The sequence below is a fragment of the Bacteroides sp. A1C1 genome, assembly GCF_004328515.1.
In the GTDB taxonomy this organism is placed as follows: domain Bacteria; phylum Bacteroidota; class Bacteroidia; order Bacteroidales; family Bacteroidaceae; genus Bacteroides; species Bacteroides uniformis.
Genome location: NZ_CP036491.1, coordinates 1,579,202 through 1,592,806, shown reverse-complemented (window position 1 = coordinate 1,592,806; position 13,605 = coordinate 1,579,202). Strand labels below are relative to the sequence as shown.

Below are 13,605 nucleotides of genomic sequence, written 5' to 3'. Positions count from 1 at the left end.
CGGTGATTAATTGATTTGCTCGCTGGTCTTGCCGAACCTGCGTTCGCGTTTCTGATAGTCACATATGGCTTTGCGTAGTTCTTCTTCACGGAAGTCGGGCCAATAGGTATCACAGAAATAAAGTTCCGAATAGGCGCATTGCCAGAGCATGTAGTTACTGAGGCGGAGCTCTCCTCCGGTACGTATCAGCAGGTCGGGGTCGGGCATGAAGTGGGTCGTCAGATGACGGGATATGAGCTCACTGTCGATTTGTTCGGGTTTCAACTCACCTTTCTGTACCAAACCGGCTATTTGCCGGGCAGCCTCCGTTATTTCCCAGCGGGAAGAGTAGCTCAATGCCAGCACCAGGCACATTCCCGTGTTGTGGGAGGTGTGTGCCACGCAAGTGTTGAGCCGTTGCTGTACGTTGGCTGGCAGTTTTTCAATATCTCCTATTACTCGGAAACTGATATTGTTCTTCATGAACGTCTCTTCCTCTATGGAGTCGAAGAGTAGCCCCATCAAGGCAGCTACCTCGTCCGACGGACGATTCCAGTTCTCGGTAGAGAACGTATATAAAGTAAGGTATCTGACTCCTAATTTAGCGGCTTCCTCTGCAATGACGTGCACAGTCTCTGCGCCGGCCTGATGTCCATAGCTGCGTTCGTGTCCACGTTGCTTGGCCCACCGTCCGTTACCGTCCATGATAATCGCCACGTGCTGGGGTATCCGGTTTAGATCGATTTCTTCCTTATATGACATCATTATTATTGTATTTCGAAGCCCAATCTGTTAAGACGTCCGCGCCATACTTCATTTTTGGTGCCGTTACCGCCGAATATCACCCAAATGAAGTCCCGTTTGTCTGCCGGGGCCACAGTTTTGTCTTTTGTCGGTTCCACTATAATGGAGTACGCGCCTTTTCCTTTGAATTCCTGGGGTAACAGGAATTTGGTTTCTGTCTTGCTCCATGCAATGCCGGTGATGGAGCTGTAGATAGCGTCAAGTTCCCCTCCGAAGCAATAGAACATGCCGCCATAGTACATGATGGCTGGGTTGTCCATGCCGGGACAATATGTGTCATACATGGTGTTGGCCAGGCTTGCCCAACCTTTGCCGTCCAATGAGAACCAAGGTGTTGTCTCTTTTTCGTTGGCTAGCGGCATTCCTGCCAGAACCACCTTCTCTACACCATTGCCGGTGCTGGTCTGGGTGGTGGATATGTTTTCGGTAGGGAATCCTGCCGGGACTTCTTCAAGGATAAGGTTGTCAGCAGTGTTTTCCGCTTCCCAATTCTTTCCGTCTTTACAGATGTTGAAATATTGCTTTCCGTTGATTTCCACAATACCCGAGAGCCGGTCGGAGAAACCATTGATGAGGACTATAACATTGTCTCCCAATGTAGTGACTTCTGTCCAGGCGGCGCCGTTGGTGGAACTGAATACTCTTTTGCTTTCTGTAACCATATAAAGCGCACTGTTATACTCTACGGCAGATGTCAGCTTTACGTCTGAGGGGAGGTTGCTGACATTGACTTTGCTCCAGTTGTATTTATCGGGCGCAGTCGATGTCTTGTAAGCAGTAGTGTTGGAAGTGTAGACAAATAGTTCGTCTCCCAGTACAACCGCTTTTTGCTGACCTGAATTGATGGTATTGGAGAATACATTTCCTCTTTTCTGCATGTCTGTCCAAACGAGTGAGTCCGGGTCTTGCAGATGTACATTAACTTTCAGTTTATATTCGCGGACTGTAACGCCGTCGGCGGCATGTGCTTTGAACAGCATGCCGGCATCGTTGTTCATGGCGGGTCTCAAATCCACGGAGTCCGATATGACGAATACCGTGTCGGTAGGCGAGCCTGAAGTTATCCAACCGGTAACGGTCATAGTATCAATCAGAATACGGTCAATGATGGTGTCTGAACCTACAGGCAATGAGTCTCTGTTATAGATGAGTCTATTGAGCTGGTCAATTGTAAATTTGTAATGTTTGCCATGTATGGTATCGATACCAAAAGCATGTATAGTAGCATCGGAGCTGAATTCATAATTGTCGTCAGAGTCAAGGCATGAACTTAGAGCAAATGACACAATAAGAAAACTCACAATTACTGATAGAAACTTTATTCTCATTTTGAAAGTTAGTGTTTATTTACAAGTTGCAAAAATAGGAACATTTTTTTCTATAAACAGCTTTACGGGGAAGTTTTATATAAAATTATAGATAATATCCCCCTTTTTCTCGATAAAAAAGCCCTGAAATGAGGCTATTGACTGTTTCTTGAGGCCGTATAATGGCGAAAACTCCTGCCAAAAGAATACTCTGTTGCAAATGGATATCCGTCACTGATTTCGGGTGCTTTGACGCCGGAATGAAGAAGGTACGGAGCTTCTTCCACAAAGATTTCGTCCCACAATCCGGCATCAATGAAGGATTGGAGCGTTTGGCTGCCACCCTCTACCAAAAGGGATTGTAATCCGCGTGTATACAGCGTTTCCATGATTTCGGGGAGTACATCCCGCCGGTAGTCGCTGACTGGCAGATACTCTACATTCGGTAGCGGAGCGTGCGGGGCTTCTGTAAAAACGAGGGTCGGCACGCTACCGTCAAATAGGTGAAGGTTGGGGGATAGCTTTTGTTGCCGGTCCAGCACGATACGTACCGGTGAACAGCCGTACCAATGGCGGACATTCAGGCCGGGATTGTCCAGTTCAGCCGTACGGGTACCTACTAATATGGCACTGTGCTCTGCCCGTTTCTTGTGTACCAGCATCGAAGTCAGCAGGCTGGAGAGGATAACTGGTTTACCGTCCGTGCGGGAGTAATCGATATATCTGTCAGAAGATTCCGCCCATTTTAGGGTGATGTAGGGGCGTCGCAAAGTATGGAAAGTGATGAACCTGCGGATGAGCTGCCGACATTCTGTTTCCAGCACTCCGACAATAACTTCACGTCCGGCATCCTTCAGTTTCTGTATGCCCCGGCCCGCAACCTTAGAAAAAGGGTCCCGGCACCCGATGACGATACGTGGAATCTGCTTCTCGATGATGAGGTCTGCACAAGGAGGAGTTTTGCCATAGTGCGAACACGGTTCCAGGCTGACATAGATGGTGGAACGTTTCAGCAGGGACGTGTCTTTCACGGAACGGATGGCGTTGACCTCGGCGTGGGCTTCTCCACAGCGCACATGGTATCCCTCGCCTATGATTTTCCCGTCACATACTATTACCGCCCCCACCATCGGGTTGGGTGCTGCATTGCATAGCCCGTTTTGTGCCAGTTGGATACATCGCAGCATGTATTTCTCTTCTTCTGAATTCATATCCTTGCTTACCTTTTGGTTGAATAATCAAAATTAATGATTACTTTTGCAGCCCGAATAAAACCGGACCCCGAATGAATGTAACCGTTTCACATATCCGCAGTGCTTTGCAGGAATGCTACCCTCCCCGGGAGGCGGCCAATCTTTCCCGTATTGTCTGCTGTGAAATGTTTGGTCAGGGTAATATTGACTATTACCTGGGCAAAGATATGATTTTATCTCCAAACGATGAAAGGGAATTGGAAAGCATTCTTTCCCGTCTGTGCAATTTTGAGCCCATACAGTATGTGCAGGGTACTTCCCGTTTCCTGGGGCGTACTTTTCGGGTGGCTCCGGGGGTGCTTATTCCCCGTCCCGAAACGGAAGAACTGGTGGAGAGGATGCTGAAGGAAGTCGCTCCGGTTTCCCGTATTCTCGACATTGGCACCGGAAGCGGGTGTATTGCCGTCACTTTGTCTAAGGAGTTGCCGGAGGCGGAAGTAACAGCTTGGGACATTTCCGGAGAAGCTCTTGCCATAGCCGGCGACAATAACCACCTTTTGCAGGCCTCCGTGCTATTTGTACAGCGTGATGTCCTGACGTATCAACCGGTTGAGGGTGAATGTTTTGATGTAATCGTCAGTAATCCGCCTTATGTTACGGAAACAGAAAAGCGGGATATGGAACCAAACGTCTTGAACTGGGAACCCTCACGGGCTTTGTTTGTTCCAGATAGCGACCCGCTCCGTTTCTATCGGCGTATAGGTGAACTGGGACGGAGCATGCTGACGGCCGGCGGCCGACTCTATTTTGAAATCAACCGGGCATTTGGAGAGGCTGTCGCTTCGATGCTTCGCAAGCAAGGCTATACGAATGTCCGTATCCGAAAAGATATTTCCGGCAACGACCGGTACGTAATTGCAGAACGATGATAGAAATAACTGAAACTGAAGCTTTGAACAGAGTGGCGGCATATTGCTCCACTGCCGAGCATTGCCGGGCGGAGATTGCGGAGAAACTGCAACGCTGGGGCATTGCCTATGATGCCATAGACCGTATCATCAACCGTCTGGAACAAGAGAAGTACATTGATGAAGAGCGCTTCTGCCGCGCTTTCATCAACGACAAATACCGTTTTGCCAAATGGGGCAAGATGAAGATAGGGCAGGCGCTCCAGTTGAAAAAGATATCTTCATCTGTCTATTGGCCCTATTTGAACGAGATTGATGAGGAGGAATACCACGCCGTCCTGCAGAAGCTGCTGGTGGCAAAGCGTAAAAGCGTCCGTGCCGAAAGTGAGTATGAGTTGAATGGCAAATTGGTGCGTTTTGCCTTGAGCAGAGGGTTCGAAATGAAGGATATATGTCGTTGCATAGAGGTTTCTGAGGAAAATGACTACTCCGAATGAAAATTATCGGCTTTCTCTTTTTTATTCTCATTCTGTTTCCGTATTTTTGCGCCATATTTATCATATATAGATTAGTTTTGCTATGAAAACTTTAGAAAGATTGTTTGCAGAGAAGTTGCTGAAGATAAAAGCGATTAAACTACAACCGGCTAACCCGTTCACTTGGGCATCCGGATGGAAGTCTCCGTTTTATTGTGATAACCGCAAAACCCTTTCTTATCCTTCTCTCCGTAGTTTCGTGAAGATTGAAATTACGCGTCTGATTTTGGAACGTTTCGGACAGGTGGATGCCATTGCCGGTGTGGCAACGGGGGCTATCCCGCAAGGTGCCTTGGTGGCCGATGCATTGAACCTGCCGTTTGTATATGTACGCTCCACTCCGAAAGACCATGGACTGGAGAATCTGATTGAAGGTGAACTTCGTCCCGGCATGAAGGTGGTAGTCGTGGAAGATTTGATTTCTACGGGTGGAAGCAGCTTAAAGGCTGTAGAGGCTATCCGCCGTGACGGATGTGAGGTCATCGGCATGGTGGCTGCCTATACTTATGGTTTCCCGGTTGCCGAAAAGGCCTTCAAGGATGCCAAAGTGCCTTTGGTGACGCTGACCAATTACGAGGCTGTGATGGAAGTGGCGTTGCGTACGGGCTATATCGAGGAAGAAGATGTGGAGACTCTGAATGAATGGCGTAAAGACCCTGCACATTGGGAATCCGGGAAATAAGAACTTATTTGTAAAAATGTTAATATGGATAAAAGAACCATTCGGATAGATTCTGTCCGGATAGTTCTTTTTTCTTTTTGAATACGATTGATTATGACGAAATTTGAGAGTGGAGTGAAAGTTGTACCGGCTTCACAAGAAGCTGTTTATGAAAAGCTTTCCGACTTGAGCAATCTGGAGAAGGTGAAAGACCGTCTGCCTGAAGACAAAGTGAAGAACTTGAGTTTTGATGCGGAGAGCATGACGATAGAGGTGGCTCCCGTGGGAAAGATTACGTTGCAGATTGTGGAGAAGGAACCTTGCAAGTGTATCAAGTTTGCAACAACCACTTCACCGCTGCCCTTCAATTTGTGGATACAGATTGTACCCGTCACTGAAACCGAATGCAAGATGAAGCTGACCATCGGCATGGATATAAATCCGTTTATGAAGGCCATGGTGCAGAAACCCTTGCAGGAAGGATTGGAGAAGATGGCAGATATGCTGGCGATGATACAATATTAATCATTAATCATTAGAAACAACGTGGCTCAGAAACTTTGGGAAAAATCCGTTCAGGTAAATAAGGATATCGAACGCTTCACGGTAGGCCGTGACCGTGAAATGGACCTTTATTTGGCAAAGCACGATGTGCTGGGTTCCATGGCGCACATCACGATGCTCGAAAGCATTGGCTTGTTGACGAAGGAAGAACTGCGGCAATTGCTGGCCGAATTAAAGAAAATCTACGCGATGGCCGAGCGTGGAGAATTTGTGATAGAAGAGGGAGTGGAAGACGTTCACTCACAAGTGGAACTTATGCTGACGCGCAACTTGGGTGATATAGGTAAGAAAATACACAGCGGACGTTCGCGCAACGACCAGGTGTTGCTCGATTTGAAGCTCTTTACCCGTGCAGAGATAAAGGAAGTGGCGGAGGCTGTGGAACAATTGTTCCATGTGCTGATTATGCAGAGCGAACGCTACAAGGATGTACTGATGCCGGGTTATACACACTTGCAGATAGCCATGCCATCTTCTTTCGGACTCTGGTTTGGGGCATATGCCGAGAGCCTGGTGGACGATATGATGTTCCTTCAGGCAGCTTTCAAGATGTGCAACCGCAATCCTTTGGGTTCTGCTGCGGGATACGGTTCCTCGTTCCCGCTGAACCGTACGATGACTACCCGTCTTTTGGGATTTGATTCCCTCAACTACAACGTAGTGTATGCCCAGATGGGGCGTGGCAAAATGGAGCGTAATGTAGCTTTCGCCCTTGCCAGTGTGGCCGGAACCATATCGAAATTGGCTTTTGACGCATGTATGTTCAACAGTCAGAACTTCGGTTTTGTGAAGCTGCCGGACGATTGCACTACCGGCTCCAGCATCATGCCTCACAAGAAGAACCCGGACGTCTTTGAACTGACGCGTGCCAAGTGCAACAAACTGCAATCCCTTCCCCAGCAGATTATGATGATAGCCAACAATCTTCCTTCCGGCTATTTCCGTGACTTGCAGATTATCAAAGAGGTCTTCCTGCCTGCTTTTCAGGAACTGAAAGACTGTCTGCAGATGACGACTTACATTATGAATGAAATCAAGGTGAACGAACATATTCTTGATGATGACAAGTATCTGCTTATTTTCAGTGTGGAGGAAGTCAACCGCTTGGCACGTGAAGGGATGCCTTTCCGCGATGCCTACAAGAAGGTGGGACTGGATATTGAAGCCGGAAACTTCTCGCACAGCAAAGAGGTACATCATACCCATGAAGGCAGTATCGGAAACCTTTGCAACGATGAAGTCTCTGCCTTGATGCAGAAAGTGGTAGATGGTTTCAATTTTGAGACCATGCAAGCTGCAGAGAAAGAGTTGCTGGGCAGGTAAAAGGTTCTGCGGGTTCAAGTCCCGCTGCGAGTACTGTACTTTTATAAAAAAAAATTTGGCAGAAACGGGAAAACTGTTTATCTTTGCACCCGTTCTCCAAATGCGGAAATAGCTCAGTTGGTAGAGCATAACCTTGCCAAGGTTAGGGTCGCGAGTTCGAGTCTCGTTTTCCGCTCTCTTTTCCCTTTTTAGGATGCTCGAATGGTGGAATGGTAGACACGAAGGACTTAAAATCCTTTGGCCATTGCGGCTGTGCGGGTTCAAGTCCCGCTTCGAGTACTCGATTAAGCTCTGTGAATCATTGATTTGCAGAGCTTTTTCTTTATAAGCTCTTGATATGAAAGACCGTTTCTCTATAGCGAACAAAGTGTTTCCCTTAATAGAACAAGTTGTTTCATTATGGCGAACACTTTGTTTCCCTTAACAAAACATTTCGTTTCATCATATGAAAACAAACTGTTTTTCCTTATTGGAACAAACTGTTTCTCTATACTTGAACAAAGTGTTCATCGCTGTGAACTAACAAACTAACTATAATATATAGTAGATGATATGCGCGTGGCACTTGCTAATATGTGCTTGCAGATGAAATAAAAGAATCTATATAAATAGCCTCCTCTTTATTGTTCAGAACAGCTTGGGGCGTTTGTTATTGAACCGATAGCCGATACCCAACATCAGATAATTGGGCTCATGAAATTCCCGGAGGTTATATCCTATATGGAGATACGAATTGCGTGTTACGTCTATTTTCAGGGCAAGAATCTGATAGAAAGACTTCATGTCACCGCCGCCGTGCAGAACGTTGGCTCCCAGACCGATACCTACCGTGAAGTAAGGCATGACAAACTCTCCGCGGGCAGATAAGCCCAGCGCCATCTGCTTTTTGGCAGGCGGGGTATAGAAGCCGTTCTCTTCTTCGTACGATTCTTTCATGTTCGCACTGTGGTCGTATACGCCGTCCAACGCCACACCGGCGCGGAATTTATAGCCGAAGTTGTACATGGGTGCAAAGCTGAAACCGAACACGTTGTAAGTGCCGGGTGCGGGTACCTGGCCACTACTGCCTTCATGGGCCACTGCTTTCTTTCGCCAGGAGCCGAACAAAGTCAGGTCGTAGCTGACGTGGCGGGGGAATGGAGGAACGATAGGGCGTTGCCATGACTGGGCAAGCTCATCCGCTCTGCGGTTAAAGTTATATACCAGCCCCACTTTACAGTCCACCGTGTTCAGACCGGAGTTGGGATATTGGGTGTTTCCGTTGGAAAAGTGGCTTCCGGTAGCTCCTATCATCAGGTCGAACTTGGGGGAGAGTGCCCACTTTAAGTAGAGGTTCACATTGAGATAAGCATTCACTTTCGAGCCGATAATCTGGTTCTCCGGGTTGTCGTATTCATCGTAGGGTTTCCAGCCGAACGATGCGCCGAAGTTCCATTCATAGTTCAAGGATATGCGGGGGCTGAATTGGGCGATACGTCCCCCTTGAAACAGATAGACCGCCAGCGGGTTGCCCAGCTCTTCCGGATTGCCGAAGTTGAAATAGCCGACTCCAATCCCTTGATAGGCTCCTATATAAGCCTGGTCGGCAACGGTGTGGGGACGGAGCTGGAAGGAGTATTTCAGATGGCCGGCATAGGCATTTTTCATGGGCTTGTATTGGTGGTTGGAGTACTCCAGAAAAGGGTTGGTCTGAAAAATATAGCCAGCACGCCCTTCTACGCCTAATCTGTGGATGAAGCGCTGTGAGAAAGGGAGTGTGTCCCGTTTGTATTCCGAATGGCTATCGGATGTCCATTGTTGGGCGTATATTGTATCAGACAAGAAAAGTACCGCTCCTAAGAAAGCCAGTATTTTCCATATCTGCATGCTATTTTTCATATGCCGTGTCGGTCTTTCTTGTTTATAAATGTTCCGAGTGAAGTTTAATTTCGTGCAAATATAGTTTTTTTATCCTTTTGACATTCACAATGAGACAACTATTTGTAAAAAGAGGGGGTAAAACTGAAATCGCCAATAGAATGGCCGACTTCGGTTTTACCCCCTCCTTATTCATTCACCCGGATGCTGTCTTATGATTCGGATGCTGGGTGGCGAGCATTATTTCCGGTCGTTCTCCCGGATTTCCACCCGGCGGATTTTCCCGCTGATGGTTTTGGGGAGCTCATCAACAAATTCGATGACACGTGGGTATTTGTAGGGAGCCGTCACTTTCTTCACATGGTTCTGCAACTCCTTGACAAGCCCTTCTCCAGCGCGTGCCTTGTACTCTTTTGCCAACACAATCGTAGCTTTTACCACTTGGCCGCGGATTTCATCGGGCACACCGGTAATGGCACATTCCACTACGGCTGGGTGGGTCATCAATGCACTTTCCACTTCGAACGGACCGATGCGGTAGCCGCTACTTTTGATGACGTCGTCGGCGCGGCCTACGAACCAGAGGTAGCCGTCTTCGTCCTTCCAGGCTACGTCTCCCGTGTAGTAAATGCCGTTGTTCCATGCCTCGTGGGTGCGGTTGGCATCGCGGTAGTATTCCTTGAACAATCCCAGCGGTTTGCCTTTGTCGGTACGGATTACAATCTGTCCCTGTTCACCGGCTTCCACGGAACGTCCTTCGTGGTCTATCAGGTCTACCTCGTATTGCGGATTGGGCAATCCCATGCTGCCGGGTTTCGGTTCCATCCATGGCATGGTGGCAACGGTAAGGGTCGTTTCGGTCTGTCCGAATCCCTCCATCAGCTTGATGCCCGTCAACTTCTTGAAGGTCTCGAATACGGCGGGGTTCAATGCTTCTCCGGCGATGGTGCAGTATTCCAGACTGGATAGGTCGTACTTCGTGAGGTCTTCGTGAATGAGGAATCGGAAGATGGTGGGCGGCGCACAAAGCGACGTGACGTGATAATCTTGTATCTTCTCCAGTATGGCTGCGGGAGTGAATTTCTCGTGGTCGTATACAAATACGTTGGCGCCGGCAATCCATTGTCCGTAGAGCTTGCCCCACACGGCTTTTCCCCAACCGGTGTCGGCAATGGTGAGGTGTAGGCTGCTCTCTTTCAGGTTGTGCCAGAAGCTGCCGGTGACGATGTGTCCCAACGGATAGGTGAAGTCGTGGGCCACCATTTTGGGCTCTCCGGTAGTGCCGCTGGTGAAGTACATCAGGGAGATGTCATCGTTCGTATTCGGATGTTCAGGTTTCACGAAAGGAGCGGCAGCCTCGATACCTTTGTGAAAGTCTTCGAATCCTTCGGGAACTTCCGGCCCGACGCTTACGAGGCGTTTCACAGAAGGAGACTCCGGCATGGCTGCCGTGATATGGTCGGTGATGACGCTTTCGCCGGCGCAGACTATCATCTTGATGTCTGCGGCGTTGCAACGGTATACGATGTCTTTCTTCGTCAGCAGGTGGGTGGCGGGAATCACCACTGCACCGAGTTTGTGTAGTGCCACAATGCTGAACCAGAATTCGTAACGGCGCTTCAGTATCAGCATCACCATGTCTCCGTGGCCGATGCCGAGGCTTTGGAAATAGGAAGCCGTCATGTCTGTGTACCGTTTCATGTCGGCAAAGGTAAATTGCCGGCATTCGCCCTGGTCATTGGTCCACAACAGTGCGGGTTTGTCGGGTTGCTCGGCGGCCCAGGCATCCACTACGTCGTAGCCGAAGTTGAAATTCTCCGGTACGTTTATCTTCAAGTTCTTGATGAAGTCCTCCTGTGAGGTGAAGGATGTTTGAGATAAAAATCTTTCTACCATAACTTTATTACATAATTACTGCCAGGAATTTTACAGTCTTTCCGTCAAGCGCCTTCATGCCGTGCGGCAGTTTGGAGTTGAAGTACAGACTGTCTCCTTCATTTAAGATTAAGTCTTTGCCGTCGATGCTGACCATCATACGGCCTTCCAGTACGAGGTTGAACTCCTGACCGGCATGGCTGTTGTAATGTATCGGCTCGCTGTCCGGTTTCGGTTCTACGGTCACAATGAATGGGTCTGCCGTGCGGTTGATGAAACCGGCTGCCAGCGATTGGTATTTATATGCCTTGGTACGTTCTATACTGGTTCCTTTTCCGGCACGTGTCAGGAAGTAGGAGCTCATTTTGGGCTCTTGCCCAAACATCAGTGCGTCCAGTGATATGCCGTAGTGCCGTGCTATCTTCTGTAGCATGCTGACCGAGATGTCGAATTCTCCGGTTTCGGCAAGGCGGTACTCTTCTGCAGAGATGTCGCAGTCGCGGGCGATATCGTCGGCAGTCAGTTCCAATACGTCACGCAGTCCGCGCAGGCGTTCGGCTATTTGTCTGATTTGTTCGTCCATAATTATATTTGTTTTAAATGGGTTGTTATTGAAATACACCGTTACACCGCAGGGCATTGGCATATTGGCACATTAAATACTCGCTTTGATGGCTTTAATCACAGTGGAGGTGAATCCTTCGTGTTCCAGTTCGTTGATTCCCTTGATGGTAATTCCTCCGGGAGTACACACCTTGTCAATCTCAACACTGGGGTGTGTGTCACTGTTCAGAATCAGCTCGGCTGCTCCCTTCACGGACTGTGCCACCATGCGCATGCCGTCTTTGGGGTAGATGCCCATTTCAATGCCGGCCTGCATAGCTGCCTGGATGTACTTCAGCACATAGGCGATGCCGCAGGAAGTCATGGCGGTGGTTGCCGCAATCTTTTCCTCGGGAATGAGCATGGCAAGTCCCATCTGGTTGAAAATGTCCAGCATCAGCTGCTCCTGCTCCTTGGTGGCATTGCGGCTGGCGATGAGTGTCATGCTTTCCATTTCGCTGATGGCTGTATTGGGAATAAGACGGAACATGGTCATTTCCTTGTCTGCTGCATAGTGTGTCAGTTCTTCGAAGGGAATACCGGCTGCAACGGAGATAAGAATCTGTGTGCCTTTCAGTTTCAATTCCTTTACTACAAGTTTCATCAGCCATGGCTTCACGGCAAAGATTATCATATCCGCACCGGTCACTGCTTCCTGATTGTCATTAGTTACTTGCAAAGCGGGAAATTCTGCTTTCAGTTTGTCTAATTTGTTCTGGGTGGGGTTGGAGACAATGATGTCACTGGCAGGGATGATTGTTCCTTTTGCCAGCCCGCGGGCGATGGAGCCTCCCATATTTCCGGCACCGATAATTGCTATTTTCATATTTTCTTGTTGTTAAAAGAGTTGTCTGTTGGCAAAGGTAGATAAATTAAAGAACTTTCTTGAAGCGTTTCAAGAATTCCTTTGCTTCGTCCATGCTGAGGCACAGAGGCGGCAGCAGGCGGAGCACATTCGTACCGCTTACGCCGGTGAATACATGTTGCTCTTTCAGCAGTCTTAGGCGCAGTACCTTGATGGGGGCTTCAAATTCCAGTCCTATCATCAGTCCTCGTCCGCGAACATCCTTGATTTGCGGGAACTTTCTCAGTTCTGTCATCAGGAAGTCACCGACTTGCGCTGCATTTTCTATCAGTTTTTCTTGCTCTATGACGTCCAGTACGGCAAGGGCGGCACTGCAAGCCAGGTGGTTTCCACCGAAAGTGGTTCCAAGTTGCCCGTATACCGGTGTAAACATTGGGCTGATGAGTACGCCTGCCATCGGGAAACCATTGCCGATGCCTTTTGCCACGGTGACGATGTCGGCTTTGATGCCGTTGTACTGATGGGCGAAGAACTTGCCGCTGCGTCCGTAGCCGCTTTGGATTTCATCGAGAATCAAGACCGTGTTGTGTTCCGTACAAGTCTGGCGGAGAGCCTGCATGAATTCGTCTGTCGGCAGTTGGATGCCGCCTACACCTTGTATGCCTTCGATAATCACTGCGCAGACATCTCCTTTGGACAATTCGGCCTTCATGGCTTCGATGTCGTTCAACGGGAGGTAGGTGACGTGCCCGCAGTTGTTGATGGGAGCGATGATTTTAGGATTGTTCGTTACTTCCACCGCCAGTGAGGTACGTCCGTGGAATGCTTTTGAGAAGGATATCACACGGGTACGGCCATTGTAGAAAGAGGCGAGTTTCAAGGCGTTTTCATTGGCTTCGGCACCGCTGTTGATGAGGAAGAGTGAGTAATCATCATAGCCGCAGACCTTTCCCAAACGCTCTGCCACTTGCTGTTGCAGCTTGTTGATTACTGAGTTTGAGTAGAATCCTAACGTAGCAACTTGATTGCTCACCATCTCTACATAATGTGGATGTGCATGTCCGATTGAGATGACTGCATGGCCACCGTAGAGGTCGAGATATTCGGTACCGTTCTCGTCCCATACATGGCAGCCTTTTCCTTTGACGATGTTGATGTCAAAGAGAGGGTATACGTCGAATAAATTCATT

The 13,605-nt window shown here is 48.6% G+C and carries 13 protein-coding genes and 2 tRNA genes; 7 read left to right on the top strand and 8 right to left on the bottom strand.

The features are described from left to right. Positions 1–6 precede the first annotated feature (6 nt). The 3 genes from EYA81_RS06650 to ribD all read right to left on the bottom strand — a co-directional run bounded on the left by EYA81_RS06650 (position 7) and on the right by ribD (position 3,301). Positions 7–741: an isoprenyl transferase gene (locus EYA81_RS06650; RefSeq protein WP_057258836.1), complete on the bottom strand. Its 735-nt coding sequence runs from the start codon at positions 739–741 to the stop codon at positions 7–9. Positions 742–746: 5 nt separating this feature from the next. Next, a complete protein-coding gene (locus tag EYA81_RS06645) occupies positions 747–2,111 on the bottom strand; it encodes a DUF6242 domain-containing protein (protein WP_119961423.1) in 1,365 nt (454 codons plus the stop codon). Between the two features lie 134 nt (positions 2,112–2,245). Then, positions 2,246–3,301, bottom strand: a complete 1,056-nt coding sequence (ribD, locus tag EYA81_RS06640) for a bifunctional diaminohydroxyphosphoribosylaminopyrimidine deaminase/5-amino-6-(5-phosphoribosylamino)uracil reductase RibD (protein WP_057258828.1) — start codon at positions 3,299–3,301, stop codon at positions 2,246–2,248. A gap of 74 nt (positions 3,302–3,375) precedes the next feature. On the opposite strand from ribD, the gene prmC reads away from it, so the two are divergent. The 7 genes from prmC (at position 3,376) to EYA81_RS06605 (ending at position 7,554) form a co-directional block, all read left to right on the top strand. Further along, positions 3,376–4,212: a peptide chain release factor N(5)-glutamine methyltransferase gene (gene prmC / locus EYA81_RS06635; protein WP_131225539.1), complete on the top strand. Its 837-nt coding sequence runs from the start codon at positions 3,376–3,378 to the stop codon at positions 4,210–4,212. Continuing rightward, positions 4,209–4,688 (top strand): regulatory protein RecX, encoded by a 480-nt coding sequence (locus EYA81_RS06630; RefSeq protein WP_057258824.1) that lies wholly within the window; start codon positions 4,209–4,211, stop codon positions 4,686–4,688. Before prmC ends, EYA81_RS06630 begins: the two co-directional genes overlap by 4 nt. An 82-nt stretch (positions 4,689–4,770) precedes the next feature. After that, positions 4,771–5,409, top strand: a complete 639-nt coding sequence (pyrE, locus tag EYA81_RS06625) for an orotate phosphoribosyltransferase (RefSeq protein WP_057258820.1) — start codon at positions 4,771–4,773, stop codon at positions 5,407–5,409. A 93-nt stretch (positions 5,410–5,502) separates the two neighbouring features. Then, positions 5,503–5,913, top strand: a complete 411-nt coding sequence (locus tag EYA81_RS06620) for an SRPBCC family protein (RefSeq protein ID WP_117958816.1) — start codon at positions 5,503–5,505, stop codon at positions 5,911–5,913. A 21-nt stretch (positions 5,914–5,934) separates the two neighbouring features. Continuing rightward, on the top strand, positions 5,935–7,275 hold the full coding sequence (gene argH / locus EYA81_RS06615) for an argininosuccinate lyase (protein ID WP_131225538.1): 1,341 nt from the start codon (positions 5,935–5,937) through the stop codon (positions 7,273–7,275). Between the two features lie 102 nt (positions 7,276–7,377). After that, a tRNA-Gly gene (locus EYA81_RS06610) sits at positions 7,378–7,450 on the top strand. A gap of 20 nt (positions 7,451–7,470) precedes the next feature. Then, a tRNA-Leu gene (locus EYA81_RS06605) sits at positions 7,471–7,554 on the top strand. A gap of 348 nt (positions 7,555–7,902) precedes the next feature. Here EYA81_RS06605 and EYA81_RS06600 read toward each other — a convergent pair. From EYA81_RS06600 to EYA81_RS06580, 5 genes are all read right to left on the bottom strand, one after another. Further along, complete coding sequence (locus tag EYA81_RS06600) at positions 7,903–9,153, bottom strand: acyloxyacyl hydrolase (protein ID WP_131225537.1); 1,251 nt, start codon at positions 9,151–9,153, stop codon at positions 7,903–7,905. Positions 9,154–9,372: 219 nt separating this feature from the next. After that, entirely contained in the window at positions 9,373–11,028 is a 1,656-nt protein-coding gene (locus tag EYA81_RS06595) for an AMP-binding protein (protein ID WP_131225536.1), read from the bottom strand. Positions 11,029–11,035: 7 nt separating this feature from the next. After that, positions 11,036–11,590 carry a helix-turn-helix domain-containing protein gene (locus EYA81_RS06590; protein ID WP_016272528.1) on the bottom strand — a complete coding sequence of 185 codons (555 nt, stop codon included), beginning with the start codon at positions 11,588–11,590 and terminating at the stop codon, positions 11,036–11,038. A gap of 72 nt (positions 11,591–11,662) precedes the next feature. Further along, a complete protein-coding gene (gene proC / locus EYA81_RS06585) occupies positions 11,663–12,436 on the bottom strand; it encodes a pyrroline-5-carboxylate reductase (RefSeq protein WP_131225535.1) in 774 nt (257 codons plus the stop codon). Between the two features lie 46 nt (positions 12,437–12,482). Further along, entirely contained in the window at positions 12,483–13,604 is a 1,122-nt protein-coding gene (locus EYA81_RS06580) for an aspartate aminotransferase family protein (RefSeq protein WP_117600277.1), read from the bottom strand. Between the last annotated feature and the right edge of the window lies 1 nt (position 13,605).

Excerpts from the sequence above, each read along its gene's own strand:
- EYA81_RS06650 (WP_057258836.1), bottom strand. The coding sequence starts at position 741 with ATGTCATATAAGGAAGAAATCGATCTAAACCGGATACCCCAGCACGTG.
- EYA81_RS06645 (WP_119961423.1), bottom strand. The coding sequence starts at position 2,111 with ATGAGAATAAAGTTTCTATCAGTAATTGTGAGTTTTCTTATTGTGTCA.
- ribD (WP_057258828.1), bottom strand. The coding sequence starts at position 3,301 with ATGAATTCAGAAGAAGAGAAATACATGCTGCGATGTATCCAACTGGCA.
- prmC (WP_131225539.1), top strand. The coding sequence starts at position 3,376 with ATGAATGTAACCGTTTCACATATCCGCAGTGCTTTGCAGGAATGCTAC.
- EYA81_RS06630 (WP_057258824.1), top strand. The coding sequence starts at position 4,209 with ATGATAGAAATAACTGAAACTGAAGCTTTGAACAGAGTGGCGGCATAT.
- pyrE (WP_057258820.1), top strand. The coding sequence starts at position 4,771 with ATGAAAACTTTAGAAAGATTGTTTGCAGAGAAGTTGCTGAAGATAAAA.
- EYA81_RS06620 (WP_117958816.1), top strand. The coding sequence starts at position 5,503 with ATGACGAAATTTGAGAGTGGAGTGAAAGTTGTACCGGCTTCACAAGAA.
- EYA81_RS06600 (WP_131225537.1), bottom strand. The coding sequence starts at position 9,153 with ATGAAAAATAGCATGCAGATATGGAAAATACTGGCTTTCTTAGGAGCG.
- EYA81_RS06595 (WP_131225536.1), bottom strand. The coding sequence starts at position 11,028 with ATGGTAGAAAGATTTTTATCTCAAACATCCTTCACCTCACAGGAGGAC.
- EYA81_RS06590 (WP_016272528.1), bottom strand. The coding sequence starts at position 11,590 with ATGGACGAACAAATCAGACAAATAGCCGAACGCCTGCGCGGACTGCGT.
- proC (WP_131225535.1), bottom strand. The coding sequence starts at position 12,436 with ATGAAAATAGCAATTATCGGTGCCGGAAATATGGGAGGCTCCATCGCC.
- EYA81_RS06580 (WP_117600277.1), bottom strand. The coding sequence starts at position 13,604 with ATGAATTTATTCGACGTATACCCTCTCTTTGACATCAACATCGTCAAA.